Origin of the sequence: Pararhodospirillum oryzae (genome assembly GCF_007992075.1) — a bacterium.
GTDB lineage: Bacteria > Pseudomonadota > Alphaproteobacteria > Rhodospirillales > Rhodospirillaceae > Pararhodospirillum > Pararhodospirillum oryzae.
Genome location: NZ_BJZO01000022.1, coordinates 1 through 19,479 on the forward strand (window position 1 = coordinate 1; position 19,479 = coordinate 19,479).

At 67.5% G+C, this 19,479-nt stretch carries 16 protein-coding genes; 6 read left to right on the top strand and 10 right to left on the bottom strand.

Going from position 1 to position 19,479, the window contains the following annotated elements; all coding sequences use genetic code 11:
• Positions 1-324: 324 nt before the first annotated feature.
• From ROR02_RS05300 to rpe, 7 genes are all read right to left on the bottom strand, one after another.
• Positions 325-1,074, bottom strand: a complete 750-nt coding sequence (locus tag ROR02_RS05300) for a nucleotidyltransferase family protein (RefSeq protein ID WP_147163017.1) — start codon at positions 1,072-1,074, stop codon at positions 325-327.
• Between the two features lie 77 nt (positions 1,075-1,151).
• Positions 1,152-2,225: an aminoglycoside phosphotransferase family protein gene (locus ROR02_RS05305; protein ID WP_147162976.1), complete on the bottom strand. Its 1,074-nt coding sequence runs from the start codon at positions 2,223-2,225 to the stop codon at positions 1,152-1,154.
• Positions 2,222-2,725, bottom strand: a complete 504-nt coding sequence (gene tsaE, locus ROR02_RS05310) for a tRNA (adenosine(37)-N6)-threonylcarbamoyltransferase complex ATPase subunit type 1 TsaE (RefSeq protein ID WP_147162977.1) — start codon at positions 2,723-2,725, stop codon at positions 2,222-2,224. Before tsaE ends, ROR02_RS05305 begins: the two co-directional genes overlap by 4 nt.
• Before the next feature lie 132 nt (positions 2,726-2,857).
• On the bottom strand, positions 2,858-4,870 hold the full coding sequence (gene tkt, locus ROR02_RS05315) for a transketolase (protein ID WP_147162978.1): 2,013 nt from the start codon (positions 4,868-4,870) through the stop codon (positions 2,858-2,860).
• Between the two features lie 48 nt (positions 4,871-4,918).
• Entirely contained in the window at positions 4,919-5,785 is an 867-nt protein-coding gene (locus ROR02_RS05320) for a phosphoribulokinase (RefSeq protein WP_147162979.1), read from the bottom strand.
• A 168-nt stretch (positions 5,786-5,953) separates the two neighbouring features.
• Positions 5,954-7,021 carry a class 1 fructose-bisphosphatase gene (locus ROR02_RS05325; RefSeq protein WP_147162980.1) on the bottom strand — a complete coding sequence of 356 codons (1,068 nt, stop codon included), beginning with the start codon at positions 7,019-7,021 and terminating at the stop codon, positions 5,954-5,956.
• Between the two features lie 93 nt (positions 7,022-7,114).
• Positions 7,115-7,801: a ribulose-phosphate 3-epimerase gene (gene rpe / locus ROR02_RS05330; protein ID WP_147163018.1), complete on the bottom strand. Its 687-nt coding sequence runs from the start codon at positions 7,799-7,801 to the stop codon at positions 7,115-7,117.
• A gap of 192 nt (positions 7,802-7,993) precedes the next feature.
• Between rpe and ROR02_RS05335 the strand changes: the two genes are divergently transcribed.
• Both ROR02_RS05335 and nifJ read left to right on the top strand, forming a co-directional pair.
• Entirely contained in the window at positions 7,994-8,944 is a 951-nt protein-coding gene (locus tag ROR02_RS05335; RefSeq protein ID WP_147162981.1) for a LysR family transcriptional regulator, read from the top strand.
• Positions 8,945-9,442: 498 nt separating this feature from the next.
• A complete protein-coding gene (gene nifJ, locus ROR02_RS05340; RefSeq protein ID WP_147162982.1) occupies positions 9,443-13,030 on the top strand; it encodes a pyruvate:ferredoxin (flavodoxin) oxidoreductase in 3,588 nt (1,195 codons plus the stop codon).
• Positions 13,031-13,107: 77 nt separating this feature from the next.
• Here the strand turns inward: nifJ and ROR02_RS05345 are convergent, their stop codons facing one another.
• Positions 13,108-13,998: a LysR substrate-binding domain-containing protein gene (locus ROR02_RS05345; RefSeq protein ID WP_147162983.1), complete on the bottom strand. Its 891-nt coding sequence runs from the start codon at positions 13,996-13,998 to the stop codon at positions 13,108-13,110.
• Positions 13,999-14,073: 75 nt separating this feature from the next.
• Here ROR02_RS05345 and ROR02_RS05350 point away from each other — a divergent pair, with 75 nt between their 5' ends.
• Both ROR02_RS05350 and trmFO read left to right on the top strand, forming a co-directional pair.
• A complete protein-coding gene (locus ROR02_RS05350) occupies positions 14,074-14,868 on the top strand; it encodes a sulfite exporter TauE/SafE family protein (protein WP_246135413.1) in 795 nt (264 codons plus the stop codon).
• A gap of 95 nt (positions 14,869-14,963) precedes the next feature.
• Positions 14,964-16,403, top strand: a complete 1,440-nt coding sequence (gene trmFO / locus ROR02_RS05355) for a methylenetetrahydrofolate--tRNA-(uracil(54)-C(5))-methyltransferase (FADH(2)-oxidizing) TrmFO (protein WP_170244982.1) — start codon at positions 14,964-14,966, stop codon at positions 16,401-16,403.
• A 123-nt stretch (positions 16,404-16,526) separates the two neighbouring features.
• On the opposite strand, the gene ROR02_RS05360 is transcribed toward trmFO, so the two are convergent.
• A complete protein-coding gene (locus ROR02_RS05360) occupies positions 16,527-16,832 on the bottom strand; it encodes a hypothetical protein (RefSeq protein WP_147162985.1) in 306 nt (101 codons plus the stop codon).
• Between the two features lie 183 nt (positions 16,833-17,015).
• On the opposite strand from ROR02_RS05360, the gene ROR02_RS05365 reads away from it, so the two are divergent.
• Positions 17,016-17,486 (top strand): thermonuclease family protein, encoded by a 471-nt coding sequence (locus tag ROR02_RS05365; RefSeq protein WP_147162986.1) that lies wholly within the window; start codon positions 17,016-17,018, stop codon positions 17,484-17,486.
• 255 nt (positions 17,487-17,741) lie between these two features.
• Positions 17,742-18,971, top strand: coding sequence for a VWA domain-containing protein (locus ROR02_RS05370; protein WP_147162987.1), 1,230 nt, complete (start codon positions 17,742-17,744; stop codon positions 18,969-18,971).
• 283 nt (positions 18,972-19,254) lie between these two features.
• On the opposite strand, the gene ROR02_RS05375 is transcribed toward ROR02_RS05370, so the two are convergent.
• On the bottom strand, positions 19,255-19,467 hold the full coding sequence (locus tag ROR02_RS05375) for a hypothetical protein (RefSeq protein ID WP_147162988.1): 213 nt from the start codon (positions 19,465-19,467) through the stop codon (positions 19,255-19,257).
• Positions 19,468-19,479: the final 12 nt, after the last annotated feature.

The window sequence follows — 19,479 nt, forward strand, 5'->3', positions numbered from 1 at the left end:
AACCCCCTGGGGGAAAACAGGGAAAAGCACGGCTCGCCATGTCCGGGAAGCCCGGTTGTGGTTGGGTCTCCAATCCCATGGCGGGAAAGTCGCGTTTGGGTGGGGCAGGGCAGGGGAGGCGCCCGCTGGTTCTTGCCGGAGTCGCGCCATCGTCCCGGGTCCGGGGAACGCCGCACGGAAAGAAAGCCGCCCCGGTGCGGGAGCGGCTTTCCTTTGACAACCGTTCAGATCAAGGGCCGCCACGTCTTGTGGCGCCCCACGGGAGCCATGCCGCCCGGGCGTTCCGCGTCCGGCATCCCCGTCCGTGATTTCGTCGGTCGTGTCTTACTTGTCGCTGGTCAGGCGGGCGCAGCACGAAAGGGTGCGTTCGGTGTACTTCAGCGCCTGGGGGGTGCCGACGTGGAACCATTCGCCATCGTGGGCGATGGCGCCCAGCCGGCCCTCGGACAGGGCGCGGTCGTAGAGCAGGTTCAAGGAGAACGGCCCCTCGGGGGTGCCTTCGAACAGGCGCGGGTGCAAGATCTGCACGCCCGTGAAGATGAAAGGCGCCATCAGGCCGGGCTGGCGGCGCTCCAGCCGGCCCACGGGGTCCATCAGGAAATCCCCCTTGCCGTCGTAGCCATAGGCCGACGCCAGGGGATGGAGCAACAGCAGGGCGTCCATGGTTTCCGGATCCCAGGCCTCGGCCATGCGGGCCAGGGCGAGCCGGGCGCCGTTCAGCCAGATGACATCCGTGTTGACCACGAAAAAGGGATCGTCGCCCAGCAAGGGGAGCGCGTGGCGCACGCCGCCCCCGGTTTCCAGGCGCGCGTGCGTTTCGTCGGAGAACACCAGGCGGGGCGGGGTGGTCCGCTGGGCCAGGTGGCAGCGCAGCATCTGCGGCAGGTGGTGCAGGTTGACCACGGCCTCGCTCACGCCGGCTTCTTCCAGCCGGTCCAGGGCCCAGTCGATCAGGGGCTTGCCCTGCACGCGCACCAGGGGCTTGGGCACGCTGTCGGTCAGCGGACGCATGCGGGTGCCCAGCCCGGCGGCCAGCACCATGGCCCGCGATGGCACGGGAACGGTGGAGAGCATCGAGATCGGGGCGGGGGTCGGAGAAACCAGGACGGTGGCCATGCGGGGTTCCTTGAAGGGCAAGAACGGCAAGACTCTCAGGCCACGCGGGGGGAGGCGGCGGCTGGGACGAGGGGGGCGGGCAGGCGGGCGGCCGGATCGGGCGCGTGGCGTTCCAGCCAGCGGGCGAGGGGGGCCAGAACGGGATGGGTCAGGCTGGCGTCGAGCAGGCGCAGCAGGCGGGGCAGGTGGGCAAGATAGGCGGGCTTGCCGTCGCGCCGGTCGAGGCGGGTGAAAATGCCAATGACCTTGAGATGGCGCTGGGCCGCCAGCACCGCCCAACTGGCCGAGAAAGCCTCCGGGTCCAGGTCGGGGCGCGTGGCCAGGGCCCGGGCGCGCAGTCGTGCGATCCGGTCGGGGTCGATGTCGCGCCGCGCGTCCTCCAGCAGGCTCAGCAGGTCGTAGGTGGGCGGGCCGGCCAGGGCGTCCTGGAAATCCAGAAGGCCGCACGCTTTTATCCCCGGACGCTCGGGCAGGTAGAGCAGGTTGTCCACGTGGAAGTCACGCAAAACCAAGGTGGGAGGCAGGGCGTTGGCGACGACGGCCAGCGGTTCCCAAAGCGCATCGAAGGCCTTCAGGGCCTCGGGCGAAACCTTCACCCCGCACGCGGGCAGGTACCAGTCGGGGAACAGCCGGGCCTCGGCGCGCAGGCGGGGTTCGTCATAGGGGGCAAGGCCGGCCGGAATGGCGCGGGCCGCCGGCAGGGCCTGCAAGGCGCAAAGGGTATCCACGGCCAGGGTGTAAAGGACTTCCTCGTCGGCGCCCCGGGCCAGCAGGCGGGTATAGGTATCGTTGCCCAGGTCTTCGAGCAGCAGGAAACCGGCCTCGGGCTCGGCCGCCCACACGGCGGGCGCGGAAAAACCGAGCGCGTTCAGGTGATCGGCCAGCGCGTGAAAGGGACGGGTGTCCTCGTGGGGGGGCGGCGCGTCCATCAAGATGGCGCTGGCGCCGTCGGGACGGCGCAGGCGCTCGTAATGGCGAAAGCTGGCATCGCCGGCGAGGGGGTGGGCCGAGGCCTCGCCCCAGCCGGCCCGTTCCAGAAGGCTTCGGCGCCGCGCGGCCCGTTCGGCCGGATCCAGGGCGCTCAAGGGGGGAAGGCACGCCCCGGTCATCGCAGCAAATCCAAGGGGTCAAGGGGAAGGCGCTGGTCCCAGTCGCCGCCCTGGGGCACCAGGCGGGCCTCGCGCCCCGTCTCCCCGGAAGGGCGCGGGCGCAAGGCAACGTCAAGGCGGCTGTCGGGCAAATAAACCCCCAGGCGCTCGGGCCATTCGATCAGGCTCAGCGCCTCGGCGAAGGCGTCGTCGAGATCCAGGGCCAGGGCTTCCTCGGGGTCGTCCAGCCGGTACAAGTCGAAGTGCCACACGGGCGGACGCCCGGGCTCGGTGGGGTCGTAGGTTTGAACCAGGGTGAAGGTGGGGCTGGGCACGTCCTCGCCGGGGGTGGTCAGGGCCCGCACCGCGCCCCGGGCCAAGGTGGACTTGCCCGCTCCCAGGTCGCCCCACAGGGCGATCACGTCGCCCGCGCGCGCCAGACGCGCGAGCCCCGCGCCCAGGCGGGTCGTGGCGTCGTCGTCGGGCAAAATCAGGTCGCGGGGCCGGGGTGCATCGTTCATGGCTGGGGTTTTAGCCCTGCCCGCCGCCGGCCGCAAGCGGGGGAAAATGCCCCCCAGGGGGAAGCCGCCTGGGGCGCTCTCCCCCGAACAAGGAAACGGGGGAAGCCCGCCGTGGGCTTCCCCCGTTCAAGATCAGGCCCCGATCACGTCCTTGACCTTGGCGGCCACGGCCTCGGGAGTGAAGCCAAAGTGCTTGAACAGCACCGGAGCCGGCGCCGATTCGCCAAAGGTGGTCATGCCGATCACGGCACCGTCCAGCCCGACCAGCTTCCACCAGGGGTCGGGATGCCCGGCCTCGACCGCGACCCGGGGCAGGCCCGCAGGCAGGACGGCGTCGCGCGTCGCCTTGTCCTGGGCCATGAACAAGCCGAGGTTGGGCACCGAGACCACCGACACCGCCACGCCGTCCTTTTCCAAAAGCGCCTGGGCCGACAGGGCCAGCCCCACTTCCGAGCCACTGGCCAGGATCACGGCCCTGGCATTGGCGCGGCCCGACAGGACATAGCCGCCCTGGGCCACGGCCGCCTTCTGCTCCGGGGTGCGGGGCTGGGCGGGCAGGTTCTGGCGCGACAGCAGCAAGGCGGCCGGACCGTCGGCGTTCCTGAGGGCCGAGATCCAGGCCACGGCGGTTTCATAGCCATCGCACGGGCGCCACACGGCCAGATTGTGGATCAGGCGCAAGGCAGCGGCGTGCTCGACCGGCTGGTGCGTGGGCCCGTCCTCGCCCAGGCCGATGGAATCGTGGGTCAAAACGTGGATGACCCGGCGTTTCATCAAGGCCGCCATGCGGATGGCGTTGCGCTCATAGTCCGAGAACACCAGGAAGGTCCCGGCGAACGGAATGAAGCCGCCATGCAAGGCCATGCCGTTGAAAATCGCGGCCAGCCCGAACTCGCGCACGCCCGCCGACAGGTAACGCCCGGCCGGGGCATCGTTGATGCGGGTCACGCCCTTCCAGTCGGTGAGGTTGGACCCGGTGAGGTCGGCCGAGCCGCCGACCATTTCCGGCACGGCCGGCGCCAGGTGGCCGATGACCATCTGGCTGGCCTTGCGGGTGGCGACATCGCCGGCCTTGTCGAGGGCATCCAGGGTTTCGGCGGCCAGGGCGTCGAAGGTGTCGGGCAGGCGCCCCGCCAGGCGGCGCTCCAGCTCGGCGGCCAGATCGGGGAAGGCGGCGCGGTAGGCGGCCAGGCGGTTGGTCCAGTCGGCTTCGGCCTCGGCGCCCCTGGCGCGGGCGTCGAACACGGCGCGGACCTCGTCGGGGACCACGAACGGCGCGTGCGGCCAGTCCAGGGACGCGCGCATGGCGGCGATCTCGGCGTCGCCCAGGGGGGCGCCGTGCACGTCGTGGGTGCCGGCCTTGCCCGGGCTGCCCTTGCCGATCACCGTCTTGCAGCAGATCAAGGTGGGGTGGGTAGTGTCGGCCCGGGCCTCGGCCACGGCGCTGGCCACGGCGGCGACGTCGTGACCATCCACGTCTTCGATCACCTGCCAGCCGTAGGCGCGGAAGCGGGCCGGGGTGTCGTCGCTGAACCAGCCCTCGACATGGCCATCGATCGAAATGCCGTTGTCGTCATAAAGGCAGATCAGCTTGCCCAGGCCCAGGCGTCCGGCCAGCGAGCAGGCTTCATGGCTGATGCCTTCCATCAGGCAGCCGTCGCCCAGCAAGACCCATGTGTGATGGTCGATGATCGCGTGCCCGGGGCGGTTGAACGTTTCGGCCAGCAGGCGCTCGGCCAGGGCCATGCCCACGGCGTTGGCCAGCCCCTGGCCCAGCGGGCCGGTGGTGGTCTCGACGCCCGGGGTCACGTCCACCTCGGGGTGGCCCGGGGTGCGGCTGTGCAACTGGCGAAACGAGGCCAGATCCTCGGCGGTGAGCGCGTAGCCGGTCAGGTGCAAGACGGCGTACAGCAGCATCGAGCCGTGCCCGTTCGACACCACCACGCGGTCGCGGTCGGGCCAGGCCGGGTTGGCGGGGTTGTGGCGCACGGCGCCACCCTCGGCCCGCCACAGGGCGAGCGCGATTTCCGCCATGCCCATGGGCATCCCGGGGTGCCCCGACTTGGCCTTTTGCACCGCGTCGGCGGCGAGCATGCGGATGGCGGTCGCGGCCTGGGAAAGGGCGGCGGGCGAAACCAGGGTCATGGAGTCATCTCCTGCGCGGATCAAGGGAGAAGAAACAGGCCGGACCCGCTAGCGGGTGCGCCGGTCCATCAGGCGCCAGATGAAAGGCGTGAAGATCAGCTGCATGGCCAGCTCCATCTTGCCGCCGGGGACGACAATGGTGTTGGGCCGGGACATGAAGCTGTCGTGGAGCATGTTCAGCAGATACGGGAAGTCGATTCCCTTGGGGTTGCGAAAGCGGATGACCACGAAGCTCTCGTCGGGCGAGGGCACGTGTCGGGAAATGAAGGGATTGGAGGTGTCCACCGTCGGCACCCGCTGGAAATTAACGTCCGTCCGGGTATATTGAGGGCAGATATAATGCACATAATCGTGCATGCGCCGCAAGATGGTGTCGGTGACCGCTTCCGTTGAATAGCCCCTCGACGCCTTGTCGCGATGTAATTTCTGGATCCATTCCAGGTTTATCACGGGCACCACCCCGATTTTCAAGTCGGCGTGCTGGGCGACATCGACGGTTTCGGTGACCACGGCGCCGTGCAGGCCTTCGTAGAACAGCACGTCGCTTTCGGGCAGGTCTTCCCAGGGCGTGAAGGTGCCGGGCTCCTGGCCGTAAGGCGCGGCTTCCTCTTCGTTGTGAAGGTACAAGCGCCGCCGGCCGGTGCCCGTTTCCCCATAGGTGCGAAACAGGGCTTCCAGGTCCTCGAACAGGTTGGCGTCGGGGCCGAAGTGGCTGAAGTTGGGGTTGCCGGCGTCCAGGGCTTCCTTCATCGCCGCCTTCATGGGCTTGCGTTCGTAGCGGTGGAAGCTGTCGCCTTCAACAATAACGGCGTTGACACCTTCGCGCCGGAAAATCTGGTCGAAGGTCCGGGTCACCGAGCTGGTGCCGGAGCCCGACGACCCGGTGATGGCAATGATCGGATGCTTGGCGGACATGGCGTTTCCCCTGGACGGTCGGATGGAGCGATCGGGTAAGCTGGCAAAACGGGGCGCGGGAACAAAGCCCGGGGCGGGAGCCCCGGCTTTCAACGCGACTGGCCTGAAGACAGGGCGTGCAGGGCGCCATGGTCGAAGGGCACGGCGCCCCGGAAGCGAGGAAGCCGGTCAGTCGCGAAACAGGCCGCGCTGGCCGAACAAGGGCGTGATGCTTTCAACGGTATCGGGGTGGCGGTGGAGCGCCTCGACCCGGTCAACCTCGTCGGACGAGCCAAAGATCAGGGGCACGCGCTGGTGCAAGGCGGTGGGCTGGATATCCAGCACCTCGTCCAGGCCGGTGATGCACCGTCCGCCCGCCTGTTGCATGAGCATGGCGATCGGCGCGCCTTCGTAGAGCAGGCGCAGACGGCCGGCCTTGACCGGGGGCTTGGTGTCGCGCGGGTACAGGTAGATGCCGCCACGCAGCAAGATGCGGTGGCAGTCGGCGACCAGGGCCGCGATCCAGCGCATGTTGTAATCCTTGCCGCGCACGCCCGTGGCCCCGGCCAGCAGCTCGTTCACGTAGAGGTGAATGGGCGGCTCCCAGAAGCGGCGGTTGGACGCGTTGATGGCAAACTCGGCGGTGGCGGGCGCCACGGTCATGCCGGGGTGGGTGAGCACGAAATCGCCCAGCAGGGGGTCGAGCGTGAACCCGTGCACGCCGGCCCCGATGGTCAGCACGAACATGGTCGAGGGCCCGTACAAGGCATAGCCGGCCGCCACCTGATCGCGCCCCGGGCGCAGGAAGTCTTGGGTTTCGGGCTCGCGCTCGCCGCCTTCGAAGGGCAGTATGGAAAAGATGCTGCCCACCGTGCCGTTGGTGTCGATGTTCGACGACCCGTCGAGGGGATCGAAGGTCAGCAGCAGGTTTCCCCGGCCGTGCGGACGGGTCAGGTTGTAGATCTCCTCCATTTCCTCGCTGGCGAGGCCGGCCACGTGGCCGGTGCGCTCGGTCGCGCGGATGAAGGCCTGGTTCGACAGCAAATCCAGCCGGGCCTGGGTCTCCCCTTGCACGTTTGTTTCGCCGTTGTAGCCGTGCACGCCGGCCAGCTGGCCCATGGCGATCAGCTTGGCGATGATCTTGCAAGCCTGGGCCACGTCCAGGAGCAGTCCGACCAGGGTCGAGGGATCACCGGGACGGGACTGGGTTTCCTCGACCAGGAACTGGGCCAGGGTCGTGCGGTCGGTCGCGAGCATGAAAGGGGTTCCTTCCGGTTGAAGCGGGCGGTCCCGCGGCCGCGACGCCGCCACGGACCTTCAGGGGGGGGGCTGGAAAGGAAACGGCGGCGTTCAGGCCAGGTGCTGGGCGCGTCCTTGCTGGGCGCGCTCGCGGATGGCGGCAATGGCCTGGGCCCGGTCGCGGGCGCCGAACACCGCCGATCCCGCCACCAGGATGTCGGCCCCGGCCGCGCCCAGCTCGAACGCGTTGTCGGCCTTGACCCCGCCATCGACCTCGATGGCCACGTTCAGCCCGGCCTCGTCGATCATCCGGCGCAGGGCCCGGATCTTGGGCAGCGCCGAGGGAATGAACGCCTGGCCGCCAAAGCCCGGGTTCACCGACATGACCAAGACCAGATCCAGATCCCCCAGCACGTGATCAAGCACGGTGAGCGGCGTCGCCGGATTGAGGACCAGGCCGGCCTTGCATCCCTTGCCCTTGATCAGTTGAAGGGAGCGGTGCACGTGGTCGCTGGCCTCGGGGTGGAAGGTGATCAGGTCGGCCCCGACGGCGGCGAAGGAGTCGATCAGGGCATCGACCGGGCGGGTCATCAGGTGGACATCGATGGGCACGCTGGAATGCGGCTTGAGTGCCGCGCACACCAGGGGCCCGACGGTGAGATTGGGCACATAATGGTTGTCCATGACGTCGAAGTGCAGCAGGTCGGCCCCCCCTTCGATCACCACGCGGGCTTCCTGGGCCAGGAAGGCGAAATCCGCCGACAGCAGGCTGGGGGCGATGCGCACGCTCGGGCTCATGATCAACACTCCAAACGGATCGGGATCCAACGGATCGGGACGATAACACTCGGGGTGCTCGCAGCGCGGGAGTGCCCCGAGGAATGACAAGGGCATGGTCGCCGCCACCGGCCATAAACGCAACAAAGTTATGGTTGCGACGGTCATAAGTTCGGCTTATGTTTTTTGCGGGCTTTGGAGGGAGACGCGCCGATGCGCCACGCCACCTTGCGCCAGATGCAGATCTTCGAGGCGGTGGCCCGTCATCTCAGCTTTTCCGACGCGGCGCGCACCATGGGCCTGACCCAGCCGGCGGTGTCGCTTCAGATCAAGCAGCTGGAAGGCATGGCCGGCCTCAAGCTGTTCGAGCAGATCGGGCGCACCTTGTCGCTGACCCCCGCCGGCCAGACCCTTCTGGGGCACGTGCGGATCATCCTGGGCGCGGTGCAGGACACCGAGGAGGCCATGGAGGCCCTGCGCGGCAGTCGCGCCGGCGTCTTGCGCATCGGGGTGGTGAGCACGGCCAAGTATTTCGCGCCCGGCCTGCTGTCGGCGTTCACGGCCCGTCACCCGGGGGTGGAACTCAGCCTGACGGTGGCCAACCGCGAGCGCATCCTGGCCCTGATCGCCGACAACGCGCTGGATGTTTTCGTGATGGGGCGTCCGCCCACCGACCCGCCGGTGCTGGCCCAGCCCTTCGCCGCCAACCCCATGGTCATGGTGGCGCCTCCGGATCACCCGCTGATCGGGCGCAAGGTGCGCCTGATTGATCTGGAGGGCGAGACCTTCTTGTTGCGCGAGCCGGGGTCGGGCACCCGGATCTTGATGGAAACCCTGCTGGCCGAGGGCGGCGTCACCCCCCGGCGGGTGATCGAGATGTCGAGCAACGAGACCATCAAGCAAGCGGTGATGGCCGGCATGGGCGTGAGCCTGCTCTCGCGCCTGACCATGACCCTGGAGCTTACCGTGGGCCGGCTGCATGAACTGGACGTGGAGGGGTTGCCGGTGCGCCGGCAGTGGTACGTGGTCATCCGCCAGGGCAAGCACCTGCTGCCGGTGGCCGAGGCCCTGGTGGCCTTCCTCAAGGACGAGGGCGCGGGCCTGATTGGCCAGGCCGTCCGGCAACTGGAACACGCCTCCTGTCCGGAGTGTGTCGACGTCTGAACAAGCGTTCAAGGGTCTGATCCTTGCGCCCGTTTGGCGTCTTGGAAGGCACAAGGGGGCGTGATGGCATGGAATCGGAGCGAGCTGCTTCCGTGGATACCTCTTTTCGTCGCACTGCGGTAACAATATTTCGTTTTTTGCCTCTTCCCGGTATTTTCAAGACACTTAGGGTTATTCCGTACTGGAACCCGGGAACGAAGGCGGCTAAGGTCGCGCCCTTGATCGAGACCAGGAAACAGCGAGGGCACCCCTCGAACGGCAAGGGTGCCCCGTCGGGCGCGCGGCCAGGCGGCGGGTGAACGGACGTGCACCGGCCCCTTGGGTTCGGATGCTGCTCCTTCGCCCTGATCTGGACACAAGCAAAGCCGAAGCTGTTCAAGAAAGCGTAACAAGACCGCGTTCCTTCATCATCGGCGGGTCGTCCCTTCGGGGGGGCGGCCTGGTTCCCTTCCCCAACCCGACGATAGTTAAGACGAGCAGGCAAGGAGGCTCCCCCCCATGACCGACGGCACAACGATCACGGTTGACGGCAACGAGGCGTGTGCCTCGGTCGCCTACCGCTTGAGCGAAGTCGCGGTGATTTATCCGATCACACCTTCGTCCACCATGGGCGAACTGGCCGATGAATGGTCGGCCAAGGGCCTGCCGAACCTGTGGGGCGACGTACCCCAGGTCGTGGAAATGCAGTCGGAAGGGGGGGCCGCCGGCGCCTGTCACGGCGCCATCCAGGCCGGTTCGCTGGGCACGACCTTCACGGCGTCCCAGGGCCTTTTGCTGATGATCCCCAACATGTACAAGATCGCGGGCGAGCTGACGCCGTTCGTGATCCACGTGTCGGCGCGCACCCTGGCCACCCACGCGCTTTCGATCTTCGGCGATCATTCCGACGTGATGTCGTGCCGGCAGACCGGCTTTGCCATGCTGGCCTCGAACTCGGTGCAAGAAGCGCAGGACATGGCGTGCATCGCGCACGCGGCCACGCTGAAAAGCCGGGTGCCCTTCTTGCACTTCTTCGACGGCTTCCGCACCTCGCACGAAGTTTCCAAGATCACCGCGCTGCCCGACGACGCCTTGCGCGAGATGGTCGACGACGCGCTGGTGGCCGCGCACCGCGCCCGCGCCCTGACCCCCGATGCCCCGGTCGTGCGCGGCACCGCCCAGAACCCGGACACCTTCTTCCAGGCCCAGGAGGCCCGCAACCCCTGGTACACGGCGTGCCCGTCCATCGTTGAAGAGACCATGGACCGTTTCGCGGCCCTGACCGGGCGGCGCTATGGCCTGTTCGACTACGTGGGCCACCCCGAGGCCGAGCGCGTGATCGTGATCATGGGCTCGGGCGCCGAAACCGCCGAGGAAACCGCCACCTGGCTGGCGGCCCGGGGCGAGAAGGTTGGCGTGCTCAAGGTGCGCTTGTTCCGTCCGTTCTCGGTCGATGCCTTCGTCGCCGCCTTGCCGGTGAGTGCGCGCGCCATCGCGGTCATGGACCGCACCAAGGAATGCGGCGCCCTGGGCGAGCCCTTGTTCATGGACGTGGTCGGCGCCTTGCACCGCGCCCGTGCCATGGGCCGGCCGACCGCCAGCCAGCCGGTGGTGATCGGCGGCCGCTATGGCCTGTCGTCCAAGGAATTCACGCCCGCGATGGTCAAGGCCGTCTTCGACGAGCTGACCCGCGAAACCCCGGCGGCCGAGTTCACCGTGGGCATCAAGGACGATGTCACCCACCTGTCGCTGGCCTACGATGCGTCGTTCTCGATCGAACCGGACGACGTGGAAGGCTCGCTGTTCTTTGGTCTGGGCTCGGATGGCACCGTCGGCGCCAACAAGAACTCGATCAAGATCATCTGCGACGCCGGCAATATGTACGGCCAGGGGTATTTCGTTTACGACTCCAAGAAGTCGGGCGGCACCACGGTCTCGCACCTGCGCTTTGGCCCGCGCCCGATCAAGGCGCCCTACCTGGTCGATCGCGCCGGCTTCATCGCCTGCCACCACTTCGATTTCCTGGACAAGCTCGACGTCCTGGAGGCGGCCCGCGAGGGCGCCACGCTGCTGCTGAACGCGCCCTACAGCAAGGATGAGGTCTGGGATCATCTGCCGGCGCGCGTCCAGCGCACCTTGATCGATCGCAAGATGCAGCTGTTCGTGATCGACGCCAACCAGGTCGCGGCCGAGGTCGGCATGGGCCGGCGTATCAACACCATCATGCAGGCTTGCTTCTTTGCCCTGGCCAAGGTGTTGCCGCGCGACAAGGCGATCGCCGCGATCAAGGACGCCATCGCCAAGACCTACGCCCGCAAGAGCCAGAAGGTCATCGACGCGAACTTCGCCGCCGTGGATCAGGCGGTGTCGTACCTGACCGAGGTCACCATCCCCGCCGAGATCACCGGGCACGAAGTGCCGCCCCTGGTCGCCGACGAGGCTCCCGACTTCGTGAAGCGTGTCACCGCCGTGATGCTGGCGGGCAAGGGCGACCTGCTGCCGGTCAGCGCCTTCCCCGTGGATGGCACCTGGCCCACCGGCACGGCGCGCTGGGAAAAGCGCAACATCGCCCAGGAAATTTGCGCCTGGGACGCCAGCCTGTGCGCCCAGTGCAACAAGTGCGTCATGGTGTGTCCGCACGGAGCCCTGCGCGTGAAGGCCGTGCCCTCGGACGTGGCCGCGTCGTTGCCCGAGGGGATGCAGCATGCTCCGTACCGGGGCGGTGGCGACCTGAAGGGCTCGGAATACGTGTTCCAGATTTCGCCCGAGGACTGCACCGGCTGTACCTTGTGCGTCGAGGTTTGCCCCTCGTTCGACAAGGAAGACCCGAGCCGGCGCGCCCTTTCCATGCAGCCCAAGGAACCGGTGCTGGAGGAAAACAAGGCCAACTGGGCGGCCTTCCAGGATCTGCCCGAGGTCGAGCGCGAAACCTTGAAGGCCAACGTGCGCAGCACCCAGTTCATGACGCCCCTGTTCGAATTCTCGGGGGCCTGCCTGGGCTGCGGCGAGACGCCCTACCTGAAGTTGCTGACCCAGATGTGGGGCGATCGCATGATGATCGCCAACGCCACCGGCTGTTCGTCGATCTACGGCGGCAACCTGCCGACCACGCCCTACACCACCGATGCCTTCGGGCGCGGCCCGTCGTGGTCCAACTCGCTGTTCGAGGATAACGCCGAGTTCGGCCTGGGCTTCCGCATCGCGCTGGATCAGCACCGCGCCGAGGCCCGGCGCCTGCTGGAGCTGCTGGCGCCCCGCCTGGACGGTCAGCTGGTCGAGGGCCTGCTGGGCGGCCTCCACCACAACGACGAAGCCAAGGTCGCGCTTCAGCGCGAGCGGGTGCGGGTGCTGAAGGAAGCCCTGGCGGCGATCGACGGCGCCGAGGCCCGCGCGCTGATCTCGCTGGCCGACTACCTGGTTGAAAAGGTGGTGTGGATCGTCGGCGGCGACGGCTGGGCCTACGACATCGGCTACGGCGGCCTGGACCACGTGCTCAGCTCGGGGCGCAACGTCAATATCCTGGTGATGGATACCGAAGTGTACTCCAACACCGGCGGCCAGCAGTCCAAGGCCACGCCCCTTGCCGCCTCGGCGAAGTTCGCGGTTGCCGGCAAGTCTTTGCCCAAGAAGGACCTGGGCCTGATCGCCATGGCCAACGGGCACGTCTACGTGGCCTCGGTCGCGTTTGGCGCCAACGACAACCAGACCATCCGCGCCATTACCGAAGCGGTGTCGTATGATGGTCCGTCGCTGATCATCGCCTACAGCCACTGCATCGCCCATGGCTACGATCTGTCGTGTGGCCTGGGCCAGCAGCAGCTGGCGATCGACAGCGGGTACTGGCCGCTGTACCGCTTCGACCCGCGCCGTCAGGCGGCCGGGCAGCCGGGCCTGGCCCTCGACGCCCAGGAGCGCAAGCGCGCCCTGGCCGACTACCTGGCGGGCGAGGGCCGCTTCCGCGTGACCCGCGAGGCGCACCCCGAGGCCTACACGGGCATGATCAGCGCCGCCGAACGCGAGATCGAAAACCGCTGGGCCCTGCTGCGCCACCTGGCCGGCCTGGGCGCGGCGCCCGACGCGGCCGCCGACAGCAAGGCCGCCGAGTAAGAGGCCCGTCAACGACTCTCACAAGGCGGGAGGGGGGCAACCCCCTCCCGCTTTTTTTATGGGGGAACGGGAGGGGCTCAGACCGGCCCGGAAAACGCCTCCCGCACGGCGGCGTGGACCAGCCGGGCCGGGCGCGCCAGGGCCTGCGATCGGCGGGTGACCAGCAGCAGGTGCCGGCCGGCCCAGGCATCACGCAGCCCGACCAGAACCACCGGCAGGGACGCCGGGCGGGCGGCGGCCGGAACCACGGCGACGCCGGCCCCCAGGGCAACCATGCGCAAGACACCGTCCAGGGCGGGCAGGCGGGCCCGAAAGCGCAACACAGCCCCGTGACGCAGGGCGTGGCCGGCCAGCAACTGGTGCAAGGCGCTGTCGTGACGCAGGCCAATGAAGCCTTCATTCAGCACGTCGGCGAACCACACGCCGGGCGCGCTTGCCAGGGGATGGGACAGGGGCACCGCCAGCGCCAGGGGGTCGGGCCCCAAAACGGTGGCTTCCAGGCCGGTGGGGTCGGCGCTGTCGGCGATCACGCCGAGGTCGGCCCGTTCCTCCAGCACCGCGTGCACGATCGCCGGGCTCGGGCGTTCCTCCAGCTCCAGGCACAGATCGGGGTGGGCGGCCAGCAAACGCCCCAGGGCCTCGGGCAGGAAGGTGGCCAGGGCCGCCGTGTTGGCCAGCAGGCGCACCGCGCCCCCGAGGCCCTGGGCGTGCTCGGTCATTTCCCCTTGCAGCACCACCGCCTGACGCACGATGCCCCGCGCGTGGGTGGCCAGGGTTCGCCCGGCGGCGGTGGGCTCGATCCCCCGCCGGCCGCGTTCAAGCAGGGGAACCCCCAGGCGCGCTTCCAGTCCTCGCACCCGGGCGCTGGCCGCCGCTAGCGACAGGCCCGCCCGTGCCGCTCCCTGGGTGATGCTGCCGGCCTCGATCACCGCCAGGAACAGCCGCAGATCCGTGAGATCAAAACGCACGTGCTTTCCTCCGGCCAGGGCGCCCGCATGGATCAGCCTCAAGGCTTAACGAAGGCTGGGTCAAGGAATGCCGCATTGTGGCTGGGCGTGGGGCCTGCCACCCTTCGGCCCATGATGGATCACACTCTTCTTCTCGGGCTTTGCCTCGTTGTGTTCCTGGCCGCCGGCGTGGTCAAGGGTCTGCTGGGCATGGGCCTGCCCACCGTGGCCATGGGCCTGCTGGGCCTGGTGTTGAGCCCGGCCGAGGCGGCGGCCCTGATGCTGGTACCGTCACTGCTCACCAACCTGTGGCAGGCCCTGGCCGGGCCGTCGCCCTGGCCCTTGCTCCGCCGCCTTGCGCCCCTGCTGGCGGGCATCACCTTTGGCACCGCCCTGGGTGCCCCTTGGATGCACGCCGAAACGACGTTGGTGCGGGCCGGCCTGGGGGGAATCCTGGTGGTGTACGCGCTGGTGGGCCTGGGGGGCGTCCGGTTGCCCCGGGTGCGCGCGACCCGTGGCCCGGTTCCGATCGCGGTGGGCCTGGTCATGGGCCTTCTGACCGGCCTTGCCAGCGGGGCGACCGGCGTTTTCGTGCTGCCGTCGGTTCCCTACCTGGCCAGCCTGTCCTTGGATCGGCCCCGGCTGGTTCAGGCGCTGGGCCTTGCCTTCACCACCGCGAGCGCCGCCCTCGCGCTGGCCCTGGCCGCGCACGACCGCCTTCCTTTTGCGTCCCTGGGCTGGTCAACGCTCGCGGTGGTGCCGGCGGTGGCGGGCATGGCGGCGGGGGCGTGGCTGGGGGCCCGGGTTCCCCAGGCCCTGTTCCGGCGCCTGTTCTATGGGGGGCTGCTGGTCTTGGGGGGCGAAATCATGCTGAAAAGCCTGGGGGGGTGAAAAAGGGCGCGCGCGGCGGGGCCATGGGCCTATGATAGGGGCCTGGCCCGTGGTGGTCGCATCCCTTTATCTCGTGGAGAGCCGTCATTTCTTCCCTGGAAAACCCATTGCCCGTGACCGTGGTCGGAGGCGGCCTGGCCGGGTGCGAAGCCGCCTGGCAACTGGCCCGCGCCGGCGTTCCCGTGACCTTGATCGAAATGCGCCCGCACCGCGCCACCCCGGCCCATCGCACCGGGGATTTGGCCGAGCTGGTGTGCTCCAATTCCCTGCGCGGCGACGATCCCCTGTTCAACGCCGTGGGCCTGCTGCACGAGGAAATGCGCCGCGCCGGCTCGCTGATCCTGACGGCGGCCGAGGCCACCAAGGTGCCGGCGGGCGGGGCGCTGGCGGTTGATCGCGCCGGCTTTTCCCAGGTCATCGCCCAGGCCCTGGAAGCCCATCCGGCCGTGCGTATCGAACGCGCCGAAGTCACCGAACTGCCCCCGGGCCCGGCGATCATCGCCACCGGTCCGCTCACCGCCGACCCCCTGGCCCAGGCCATCCAGGCGGTGACGGGGGCCGAAAGCCTGGCCTTTTTCGATGCCATCGCCCCCATTGTCCACCGCGACAGCATCGACTTCGAAAAGGCCTGGTTCCAGTCGCGCTACGACAAGGGGGACGGCCGCGACTACATCAATTGCGGTCTCAGCCGCGAGCAATACGACGCCTTCGTGGACGCCCTGCTGGAAGCGGCGGTGACGCCGACCCGCGAGTGGGAGGGCACGCCCTATTTCGACGGCTGCCTGCCGATCGAGGTCATGGCGGCGCGCGGGCGCGAAACCCTGGCCTTCGGGCCCATGAAACCGGTGGGCCTGCGCGATCCCCGCGCGCCGGAACAGCGCCTGCATGCCGTGGTGCAGTTGCGCCAGGACAACACCCTGGGCACGCTTTACAACATCGTGGGCTTCCAGACCCGCCTGCGCCATGCCGAGCAGGTGGCGGTGCTGCGCCTGATCCCCGGCCTGGAGCATGCCGAGTTCGCCCGCCTGGGCGGCATGCATCGCAACACGTTCCTGAACGGGCCCTTGGTGCTCGATGGGCGGCTGCGCTTGAAAACCCGGCCCGACCTGCGCTTCGCGGGCCAGATCACGGGCTGCGAGGGCTACGTGGAAAGCGCCGCCATCGGGCTGCTGGCCGGGCGCTTCGCCGCCGCCGAGGCCCTGGGGCTGGATCTGGCCCTGCCGCCCGCCACCACCGCGCTGGGCGCGCTTTTGGGTCACGTGACCGGGGGCGCCGACGCCGAAACCTTCCAGCCCATGAACATCAACTTCGGTCTGTTTCCGCCGCTTGATCCGGTCATCGCCCGGCCCGGCGCCAAACCCCGGGTGCCCAAGGGGCGCGAGCGCAAGCTGGGTGTCTCGCGCCGCGCCCTGACCGATCTGGCCGGCTGGCTGGAAGCCCCCGGCCCGTGGGCCGAGGACGACACCCCGCGCGCGCGTCAGCCGGTGCCCGACCCCCCGCCCCGGGGCGACGACAAAACCGCTTCGGAGGCGTGAAACAAGCGCGAAGAGGCGCACCCACCCCCTGGGCTACCCCTTGGCTGGAGGCGGCGGAGAGGACCTTGCCGTCTCCGCCCGCCCGGCCTGATCGCGAAGGGAGGGAGCGGGAAGGGGGCTCCGTCAGGGAGTCCCGGCGCCCTCGGGCGGTGGCTCGTCATCGTCTGCCTCAAGATGGGCGATTCCGATGTCTTGATAAAGCTGGAACAAAGCCTGATGCGCCTTGTAGGCCAGCTCGAACCACGCGGGGTTTTGCACGACGGCAGGGTGCCCGAGAAGGCTTCGATCCACCGATTCCATCAGGAAATCAGCCATGTGCAGGGCTTCGTGGCACCCGAAGCTGCCGGGGCTGACCTCGTCGGGGACAAAGTCATCCCCCATTTCATCAAGGAAGCGCTGTCTCAGCTCCTCGATTTCATCATCGGACATGATGGTTTTCCTTCGTTTCAAGCCGACCCAGGGCAACCGGTCGGGCGTATTGGCTCGCAAAACGCTCTCTCGCCGGAGGCCCCCTTGAAAACGCCCGGGGTGATCATGTGGGAGCAAAGGCGAAGCGGTCCTGGGGTGTGTTAACCCTCTTGAAAGTTCGGGTCGATATCAAATGTATTGACCATGAAAACCACACTGACCCGACTGGCCGCGATCTGGGCCCTTTTTGCACTGCTCTCTCCCGCGCGCGCGGCGCAGGGCGAGCAGCAGGTGGCCTATCTGCCGCCCCCTGGCGCCATTCCCGCCGTTGTCGTCGAGGTTTACGACGGGGACACGGTAACCGTCGATGCCTATCCCTGGCCCGGCCTGACCGTTCGCACCAGCGTGCGGCTGGATGGAATCGACACACCGGAAATCCGGGGGAAATGCGAGGCGGAAAAAGAAGCCGCCCAGGCGGCCCGCGATCGCCTGCAAGAGCTGCTGGGCACTTCCGTCACCCTGACGGATGTGCGCGAGGGCAAATATGCCGGGCGTGTTGTGGCGCGCATCATGCTTTCCGACGGACGCGACGCCACAACCGTGCTGCTCAACGAAGGCCTGGGCCGCCCCTACGACGGAAAGGCCCGGCAGGGGTGGTGCGCCGGGCCGTCGTAAGCCTTTCCCCGCCAGCAAAGTCCCCCGCCGTTTTGACTCTCACCCGGTTCAGGGCTGTCAGGGAAAGGGGAACACCGTCTTTCCCGAAAAAACAAACTTAAACAAAGAGATGCGCACCAAACGGCGGGGCGCGGTCTCGGTTGTGATGTCGTCGCGCGGCGCGCGCCTGACCCTCCCGCCACCCTTGTTTTTCTTCAAAAAAGAGAAAACAGCGCCTAAAATGCGTTGAAGAAGAAAAAACACGGAGAGGGAGAAATGATACTGTCTCGTGGACAACGCCTTCCGCTGGAGACCCTGGTGGGAGCGTCCCCCTTTTCCCTGGCCTGGAAGGTCCAGGGCCTTGGGGTGGACGCCTCGGTCTTCGGTCTCGACGACCAGGAGCGGCTGAGCGACGACCGGTACATGATTTTTTTCAATCAGCCTGTCTCTCCGTGCGGCGGCCTCCGGCTGGAAAACGATCGCGTGGAGGTGAGTCTGGCCCGCTTGCCCTCCTCGTTGAAACGCCTTGTCCTGGTGTTGTCCGTGGACGGTCCCGGCGTGTTTCACGACGTGACGGCGGGATCCCTTGTGATCCAGGCTCCGGGCCACGAGTCCCGCTTCGACTTTTCAGGCGCGACGTTCGCCCAGGAACGGGCGCTGATGCTGGCCGAGATTTATCGCAAGGATGGGAACTGGCGGATAGGCCTTTCCGCTCAGGGCTTCAACGGCGGCCTGGATGCCGTGGTCCGGCATTTCGGGGGAGTCGTGGCGGAGGAAAGCAGGCCAGACACGTCGAGGGTTTCCCTGGAAAAACGCGTGGCGGCCGAGGCCCCTCATCTTGTGAACCTGACCAAGAAAGTGAGCGTGAGCCTGGAAAAGACCGGGCTTGCCTCCTTGCGCGCCCGGGTCGGGCTTGTCCTGGACGCCACGGGCTCCATGCGAAAGCAGTACAAGGAAGGAAAAATCCAGGCCTTGCTTGATCGCCTTTTACCCCTGGCGCTGCGCTTCGACGACGATGGGGCCTTGGATGTGTGGGCGTTCGATGATCGCCAGACGCGTCTTCCCCCCATGTCCCTGGCCAATTGCCGCGATTACGTGGCTCACGCGAACGGAGGGTGGCGGGCCTGGGTGGGCGGGGCTAACGATGAGCCGCCCATCATGCGCGATGTCCTCGATCATTATGAAAAGGATCCCAGCCGGCTCCCGATTTATATTCTCTTTGTGAGCGATGGCGGAGTTCGTAAAAACAGGGAAATCAAAGAATTAATCACCAACTCCTCGTCTCGGCCGTTGTTCTGGCAGTTCATGGGGCTCGGCGGAAAAAACTATGGAGTTCTGGAGCAGCTCGATACCCTTGGTCAGGGAGGGATTGATAATTGCGGATTTTTTGCCATTGACGATCTTCACGATCTTTCGGACGAGGCCTTTTACGACCGCCTCTTGCAGGAATTTCCGCTTTGGTTGAAGGTCGCCCGCAAGGCTGGGATCGTCCAGGACAACCCCTGATCCCGGATTTTCAAGGATTGTTCCCGATGCGTGGGGGGCTTGAAAATTTATCTGGGAAAAGCGGGGACCGCTTTTCCCAGAAAGGCACGGCCAAGCAAATGCCTCGCCCTGTCCGTCCGCTCCCGTCCGAAGCCGACGGATTTCTGAAGCACCGTGCGTTGAACCGGATCCGGGGACGGTGCTCTGGAGTTTGTCAGGGAAAAGTGGGCACCGCTTTTCCCGAAAAACACGCTCGATCAAACGGGCGTCGGGTCTGTCCGCTTCACCGTGAAACGGACCGACTTCAGTGCAGGCCGGACAGGCGCAAAACCGTGTTGCCCCACTCGGGGGACGAAGGGGCCTGGATGCCGCCCAGGGTTCCGGCCAAAGGCGTTTGCAAGCCGCCTCCCAGGCGGGCCTCCCCCATCTGAAGCGCGCCGGCCATCAGGGCGCTGAGCATGATCACGGCAACAAACGCCGTCATGTGCTGGGAGAAAGAATAATGGATCCGAGGCATGATCGCCTCCTT

Excerpts from the sequence above, each read along its gene's own strand:
- ROR02_RS05300 (WP_147163017.1), bottom strand. The coding sequence starts at position 1,074 with ATGCTCTCCACCGTTCCCGTGCCATCGCGGGCCATGGTGCTGGCCGCC.
- ROR02_RS05305 (WP_147162976.1), bottom strand. The coding sequence starts at position 2,225 with ATGACCGGGGCGTGCCTTCCCCCCTTGAGCGCCCTGGATCCGGCCGAA.
- tsaE (WP_147162977.1), bottom strand. The coding sequence starts at position 2,725 with ATGAACGATGCACCCCGGCCCCGCGACCTGATTTTGCCCGACGACGAC.
- tkt (WP_147162978.1), bottom strand. The coding sequence starts at position 4,870 with ATGACCCTGGTTTCGCCCGCCGCCCTTTCCCAGGCCGCGACCGCCATC.
- ROR02_RS05320 (WP_147162979.1), bottom strand. The coding sequence starts at position 5,785 with ATGTCCGCCAAGCATCCGATCATTGCCATCACCGGGTCGTCGGGCTCC.
- ROR02_RS05325 (WP_147162980.1), bottom strand. The coding sequence starts at position 7,021 with ATGCTCGCGACCGACCGCACGACCCTGGCCCAGTTCCTGGTCGAGGAA.
- rpe (WP_147163018.1), bottom strand. The coding sequence starts at position 7,801 with ATGAGCCCGAGCGTGCGCATCGCCCCCAGCCTGCTGTCGGCGGATTTC.
- ROR02_RS05335 (WP_147162981.1), top strand. The coding sequence starts at position 7,994 with ATGCGCCACGCCACCTTGCGCCAGATGCAGATCTTCGAGGCGGTGGCC.
- nifJ (WP_147162982.1), top strand. The coding sequence starts at position 9,443 with ATGACCGACGGCACAACGATCACGGTTGACGGCAACGAGGCGTGTGCC.
- ROR02_RS05360 (WP_147162985.1), bottom strand. The coding sequence starts at position 16,832 with ATGTCCGATGATGAAATCGAGGAGCTGAGACAGCGCTTCCTTGATGAA.
- ROR02_RS05365 (WP_147162986.1), top strand. The coding sequence starts at position 17,016 with ATGAAAACCACACTGACCCGACTGGCCGCGATCTGGGCCCTTTTTGCA.
- ROR02_RS05370 (WP_147162987.1), top strand. The coding sequence starts at position 17,742 with ATGATACTGTCTCGTGGACAACGCCTTCCGCTGGAGACCCTGGTGGGA.
- ROR02_RS05375 (WP_147162988.1), bottom strand. The coding sequence starts at position 19,467 with ATGCCTCGGATCCATTATTCTTTCTCCCAGCACATGACGGCGTTTGTT.